Raw genomic sequence first — 6453 nt, 5'->3', positions numbered from 1 at the left:
CAAGGAAGGCTTCGACAGCATACTACTCGCACGACCGAAAGCGACAGCTATTGGGAGGATGGGGGTCATGCAGACGTTGCCCCAGGATGTGGCGTTCTTAGTCTGCGTTCCTTCGTGGGCAAGGCGCTTGCGCTTTTCTTATTAGTGCGCTGTACCTTTATCAAAATTGCTGCCGCTGACATCGGCAATATTTTCAATAGCCACTAATGCCCCGGGATCAATATCTTCCACAATGGAACGGAGCGTTGATAACTCAATCCTTGTTACAATTGTATAGATTATCTTTTTAGGCTCTCCGGTAAAAACACCCTGGCCCTGAATATAAGTCATTCCGCGTCCCAATTGCTTTTGGAGCTCGGCTGAGATTTCTTCAGGCACATCAGAAATGATCGTAACCGACTTCAGCTCTTCTATACCTTCCACAACGATATCAATCATTTTGTAAGCAATATAATAGGTGATAATGGAGTACATGGCTGTTTCCCAGCTGAAAACGAGGAAAGCTGCAAGTATAAAGATAAATACGTTGACAATCATGATAAATTGGCCGACAGATACCGGACGCTTCTTGCTGACCAGAATGGCGATAATCTCTGATCCATCCAAAGCTCCGCCAGTTCTGATCACAAGGCCAACCCCTGTTCCGAGAATGACAGCGCCAATGACTGTGGCTAAAAATAAATCATTGGTTACCGGCTCAAAATGGTGCAGGTAAGCGGTACTGGCAGATAAAACTATAACACCATATAACGTATGTATCGTAAATTTCATTCCTATTTTACGGAAGCCAATATAGAGAAATGGCAGGTTTAGAACAATCAGGAATATACTCATGGTCATCCCGGTCAGTTCAGCAGCGATAATCGAAAGACCGATAACCCCGCCATCTAGAATATTATTGGGAACGAGGAAAAACTCAAGTCCTGCTGCTGCAATCATCGCACCTATCGTGATCATGATAAGCTGTTTTATTTCTTTTACTACCCGTTTTTTCTTTGTCATTGCCAATATGATCAAGCCCTTCTTTATTAAATACTTTCATATTATAGCACTTGTTAAGAAAAATCTTTAAGCAGGAACTACTTTACTGCAAAAAAAAGGAAATAAAAACAATTGTGTTGAATGTAATTAATCGGATTAAAAAAGCGAAGTAAATATATGACTGCTGTTTATGTGGATTGGGGCGGAGTAAGGATAAAATTAACCTGGAAGGAGGCAGCATTTCCTCCTGAGAGAGAATTTATATCCAGCGTCCATGGTTATTGCTTTTTGGAAGGATAGGTTTTATTAGTGAATTTGCAGGACCGGGGGTGGGATATTCCCGGAGGACACATTGAAAAAGGTGAAAGCCCCGAACATTGTTTTAAGAGAGAAGTCATGGAAGAAGGTTATGTGGGAGGGCAGTGCACACAATTGGGATATAATGTCGTGGACCATATCGAAAAACTGCTGTGGACTGAAAGAAGCGTATATCCCAAAATAGGCTCAAGTATTTTATCATATGAATAAAGAATGGATGCTCGACTTTGAGGCCCGGAATGAGTCATCAGAAAGGATGCTGGTCGATCCTCTGTAAATAGCTGATTTTTCCGGGGGATGGCATGAAACACTTGCTCAGGCTTTGAAAGCAGCAATGAAAAGGTTATATGGTGAACCATAAGGAAAAAGAGCAGGTCTGCTCCTTTTTCCATCATGATCCTTTTTTATTCTGAGCCAACTTTTTTCGGTCTTTTGTGCCGGGCGGCTTTTCCATCCAATGATTTTTAATCATAATGTCTGCTCCCGTTTTGGCATATTTGGCAATTTCAATGGACAAGCGTTCATAATTCATTGCCAGATCGCTGCGCTGGCTGGCAGCTGCTGCTGTAGCATAATTTCCGGTTCCCGCTGCACTGATTAAACTCATATGGAACATAATCAGCTTATCTGAAAAAGTCTGTGTAACCGAATTGCTGACACTGACATCGGGCAGACGGGGGGCTGGAATATCATTTTGCAGCAGAATATCTGTAAAGATTTTAATATGTTTATTAGCTATTTCCGCACCTCTGAGCATAAAATCTGAAACCTCTTTTAATGGTGAGGTCTGAGCAAAACTGAGGCTTAAGTTTACCCCCATGGCATTGGTCATGACATTCATATATAGATGTGATATTTCTATTGCATTTAATGGTCTTTTATTTGACAACGGATTCAGCCCGCTTAAATAGCTCTTGCTATCTATATATTCAGTCACAGGGGGCGTTACAATAGAAGGGTGCCTTGCCAGCAAGCCTTTAGTAAGGGCAATCCGGGTTGACTTATTATATAGAACGGATGTTTCATGAAGCCCATTTGTAAAATAGTCACATATGTCTTCCCGTGAACTCATGGAGAGAAAGCCACCATAGGAAATAAGACCTGTCCGGGCCATATGGTTTATATACGTTAAACAGAATATATCAGAAAAGAGCCATGGGGCAGCCATCATGACATCGTTATCAGAAAAACCATTTGGCACCGGCAGCTCACTCTGCTGAAAAAACCTGACAAGTTTTTTTAAATGGGTGGCGGTCAAATCATATGCGTATTGGACTGCTCCCTTAATTTCTTTGTCCTTCAGATCTTTAAGCATAAACCCTAAAATGCACTTAGCCATGCTGTCATTCATATAGGATGTCCATAAGGATGCGATTTCAGCTGCTGTGAGCCGTGTCTTATTCTTCTGCATTGGATTGCCTCCATCGTACGATTAATAACTATGATTGATATTTTTTCCTGTAATGTGGTTCTTATTCTTATTTGTAAAGACTGGATTAAGAGTCAAGATCAGCTTTGGAAAGGAGTCTGATTATTTGAAAAGAATTATGGTGATTGGGATTTCAGCAGGCGCAGGAAAATCAACCTTCGCCAGAAAATTGGGCGAGAAAACAGGCATTGAGGTACATCATCTTGATGTTTTATACTGGAAGCCCGGCTGGGTGGAAAGGGAGCTTCAGGAATTTTCGGATGCACAGCGTGAAATAGTAAAAGAAAAGCAGTGGATTATTGAAGGCAATTACAGCAATACTTTTGAAATCAGGGCAGCGTCATGTGATACAGTCATATATCTGGAAATTCCCCTGTATCTATGTCTGTACAGGGTATTAAAAAGGTGGGTGACCAATCTTGGCAAAACCCGGCCAGATATGGCTGCCGGGTGCACGGAGAAAATGGACTGGAAGTTTATTAAATTCATTGTGACAACATACGAACTCCGTAAAAAGAAAATGGCTGAGCGGCTTGACAGGTTTGCTGCAGAAGGAAAAAAGGTCGTTGTATTAAAGAACAAAGCGGATATGGATTCATACATAGATGATCTTAATTTTAAGAATAACAATGCTTCATAGCATACAAAAACCCCTGCATTTTTGCAGGGGTTATTCTATTATGATTTTCGAAACGTTTACCCGGCCTGAAAAGAACACGGCACCGCCGCCCATATCGGAAAGACGGTCCGGTGTCAGCGAATTGACCAAATGTTTGGTTCCCGGAATATCTGCCCAGATTCCCTGAGAAACTGCCGTGCCTGGAAGGACAAGCTCCCCAACAGCCGCTTTGAGTTCGCATTCTCCGCGCTCATTCCAAATGCGGACTATCTCACCATCCTCAATACCAGCATTCTTCGCATCCTTACTATTCAAGTGAATGCGGGGCTCCTTCTCCATAGCTGCATGTTTTTCATTATGTGAAAAGGTTGAATTCAAAAAGTTATGATTGGGTGCAGGCACAAATAAAAACGGGAAGGTGTCGTCTTCCTTCAGCTGTATATAGGTAGGCAAAGGAGGATGTCCATCATCTTTCATTCTCTGCGAATATAATTCAATTTTTCCGCTTGGCGTGGGGAGCCTGCCGGGAAACAGCGGTTTTACCCTCGCTTTGATAAACTTGTTTTTCTTTAGGGATTCAGCATTGATTTCTTCAATGAAAGGGTTAGCTGGAAAATCCAATGCGGCATTAATCATTTCTTCTTCCGTTTCATGAAATACAGCATCATGATAGCCCATTCCTTCTGCAAGAAGCCGAAACACTTCCACATTTGACTTTGACTCGCCGTAAGGTTCAATGACTGGATCCTGAATCTGCATGTAGTGATGCCAATAGGATGAATATATATCCGTATTTTCAAAAGAAGAAGACGCCGGAAGCACAATATCAGCATATTTAGCCGTTTCGGTTAAGAACAGATCATGGACAACAAGGAACAAATCCTCCCTTTGCAGCCCTTGCCGGACTTTATTCCCTTCCGGTGCCACAACTGCAGGGTTGGTTCCATAGACATACATGGATTTTATCGGTTTTTCCAGTTCAAGCAATGCAGAACCGATCAGATTCATATTAACAATGCGTGTATTCTTTTTGTGCAGGAGATCAGGCCTTTGAAGGGCACCAGTATTAAAAGCAAGATAGCCGGAGTTTCCCTTGATGGCACCGCCGCCCTTTATGAGCCACTGGCCAGTAAGTGCGGGCAGGCAGGAAATCGTGCGGATGCACATTCCTCCATTGTCATGATGCTGTGGCCCGTTGCCGATCCGGATAAAAGCCGGGCAAGTCTCTCCATACATACGGGCTAATTTGATAATATCCTCTTTCGGCACACCTGTTATGCCGGCTGCTGTTTCAGGGTCATATTGCTTCACATGTTCGCGAAGTTCCTGATGGCCAACTGTAAACTCCTGCAGAAAAGCCTCATCCACTAAATTTTCAGCAAACAGAACATGCATGATGCTAAGTGCCAGAGCGGTATCGGTGCCGGGTGTAATGGGTATAAACCAGTCGGCCATTTTCCCTGTCTGGTTTTTATGGACATCAATTACAACGATTTTCGCACCGTTTTTCCTTGCTTTCTGGGCGAGAATCATTTGATGCATGTTCGTGCTGACTGCATTAATGCCCCATAAAATAATGAGCTTTGAATGGATGGTATCCTCCGGGTCAATCCCAAAGCTGCCTCCCATTGTGTACGCATATCCTGCTGTACCGGCAGATTGGCAAATCGTCCTGTCTAGACGGGATGCTCCGAGTTTATGGAAGAAACGGCGGTCCATTCCTTCTGCGCTTAATCTGCCCATATTACCATAAAAACTGTATGGCAGGATGCTCTCAGGACCGTTTTCGGCAATTAGGTCCTTCCATCTGGATGTTATCGTGTCTATAGCTTCTTTCCATCCAATCTGTACAAAATGCCCTTCACCTTTGACTCCGGCACGCTTCATTGGATACTTGAGCCGATTCCGATCATAAATCCTTGCAGGCATGCTGCGGACCTTGTTGCATATATTCCCCTGTGTGACAGGATGATTGGGGTCTCCTTCAATCTTAACGATTTTTCCTTCTTTTTTATGTACCAGAAGGCCGCATTGATCCGGGCAATCCAAGGAGCAGACAGATGGAAAAACACCATTTAAGGTACTGCTATAAGAGTTCATATCAGAATACTCCTTCCTCATAGTAAATCGATCATACCATAAAATTCAGATTATTTGCTGGGTGTCAGGAAGCAGCAGGGAAATTTCTAATTTGAAACAGCAAACCTCATAATTGAAACTGTGATATGAAAAAACTTTTGTAAAATAGGGTTTAAAGACTTTTTGGTTCAGAATACAACTGAGCAGGTGAACAGGAAATGGTACTGAAAATTGCGATTATAGATGATCATAAGCTTTACAGAGAAGGGGTTAAACGAATACTGGAAATGGAAGAGGGCATTGAAGTAGTTGCTGAAGGGGAAGATGGCCGTGATGCTCTCAGCATTGATAAAGTTTTTAAGCCGGATGTCATAATTATGGATATCAATATGCCAAATATGAATGGCATCAAAGCAACGGATAAGCTGATTGAAAACAAATCGAAAAGCAAAACCATTATTTTATCTTTTTATGATGATGAACATTATGTCACCCGGGTGCTGCAGAATGGTGCTGCCGGATACCTGATCAAAGATATTGGCGCAAATAGGCTGATCGAAGCAATCAGGGTTGTTGCCGGCGGCGGAAGTTATCTGGATCCGAAGGTTACAAAAAATATTATTAAGGAATATAGGAGACTTACAGAATTAAATTCAGTCAGCAATTATGTCTCAAGTCAAGGTTATCAGCGTCCGCTGCATATATTGACCCGACGCGAATGTGAGGTGCTGCAGCTGCTGGCAGATGGAAATAGCAATACTGATATCAGTAAGATTCTTTTTATAAGCGATAAGACAGTTAAAAATCATGTCAGCAGCATTCTGAGAAAGATAAAGGTACATGATCGGACTCAGGCAGTATTACTGGCGATTAAAAGAGGCTGGGTTAGAATAGGTTAGAAATTAAAAATGCGCGCTGAATTTATTAAAAAGGCATGTTCTCCAGAGCATGTCTTTTTATGGTTGTGCTTCAATTTAGATTGAGTAAGCATTGACGTTAATAGAAAAGATAAAGTGAAACTTCAATC

General features: G+C 42.3%; 6 protein-coding genes. 3 read left to right on the top strand and 3 right to left on the bottom strand.

From position 1 onward, the window contains the following. Positions 1 to 141: 141 nt before the first annotated feature. Positions 142 to 1002 (bottom strand): YitT family protein, encoded by an 861-nt coding sequence (locus tag CE058_RS23740; RefSeq protein ID WP_163145246.1) that lies wholly within the window; start codon positions 1000 to 1002, stop codon positions 142 to 144. A 288-nt stretch (positions 1003 to 1290) separates the two neighbouring features. Here CE058_RS23740 and CE058_RS25295 point away from each other — a divergent pair, with 288 nt between their 5' ends. Then, positions 1291 to 1509, top strand: coding sequence for an NUDIX hydrolase (locus CE058_RS25295; RefSeq protein ID WP_353618164.1), 219 nt, complete (start codon positions 1291 to 1293; stop codon positions 1507 to 1509). Between the two features lie 181 nt (positions 1510 to 1690). Here CE058_RS25295 and CE058_RS23730 read toward each other — a convergent pair whose 3' ends face one another. After that, positions 1691 to 2710, bottom strand: a complete 1020-nt coding sequence (locus tag CE058_RS23730) for a DUF3231 family protein (RefSeq protein WP_163145245.1) — start codon at positions 2708 to 2710, stop codon at positions 1691 to 1693. A gap of 124 nt (positions 2711 to 2834) precedes the next feature. Between CE058_RS23730 and CE058_RS23725 the strand changes: the two genes are divergently transcribed. Beyond that, positions 2835 to 3368 carry a P-loop NTPase family protein gene (locus tag CE058_RS23725; protein ID WP_163145244.1) on the top strand — a complete coding sequence of 178 codons (534 nt, stop codon included), beginning with the start codon at positions 2835 to 2837 and terminating at the stop codon, positions 3366 to 3368. A 30-nt stretch (positions 3369 to 3398) separates the two neighbouring features. On the opposite strand, the gene CE058_RS23720 is transcribed toward CE058_RS23725, so the two are convergent. Continuing rightward, positions 3399 to 5447 (bottom strand): molybdopterin-containing oxidoreductase family protein, encoded by a 2049-nt coding sequence (locus CE058_RS23720; RefSeq protein WP_163145243.1) that lies wholly within the window; start codon positions 5445 to 5447, stop codon positions 3399 to 3401. A gap of 197 nt (positions 5448 to 5644) precedes the next feature. On the opposite strand from CE058_RS23720, the gene CE058_RS23715 reads away from it, so the two are divergent. Then, on the top strand, positions 5645 to 6325 hold the full coding sequence (locus tag CE058_RS23715; RefSeq protein ID WP_163145242.1) for a response regulator: 681 nt from the start codon (positions 5645 to 5647) through the stop codon (positions 6323 to 6325). Positions 6326 to 6453 lie beyond the last annotated feature (128 nt).

The organism is Bacillus sp. 22-7, assembly GCF_010628845.1.
Taxonomy (GTDB): Bacteria; Bacillota; Bacilli; order Bacillales; family Cytobacillaceae; genus Cytobacillus; species Cytobacillus firmus_B.
This window is presented reverse-complemented; position numbering and strand designations above follow the sequence as displayed.

Excerpts from the sequence above, each read along its gene's own strand:
- CE058_RS23715 (WP_163145242.1), top strand. The coding sequence starts at position 5,645 with ATGGTACTGAAAATTGCGATTATAGATGATCATAAGCTTTACAGAGAA.
- CE058_RS23730 (WP_163145245.1), bottom strand. The coding sequence starts at position 2,710 with ATGCAGAAGAATAAGACACGGCTCACAGCAGCTGAAATCGCATCCTTA.
- CE058_RS23740 (WP_163145246.1), bottom strand. The coding sequence starts at position 1,002 with ATGACAAAGAAAAAACGGGTAGTAAAAGAAATAAAACAGCTTATCATG.
- CE058_RS23720 (WP_163145243.1), bottom strand. The coding sequence starts at position 5,447 with ATGAACTCTTATAGCAGTACCTTAAATGGTGTTTTTCCATCTGTCTGC.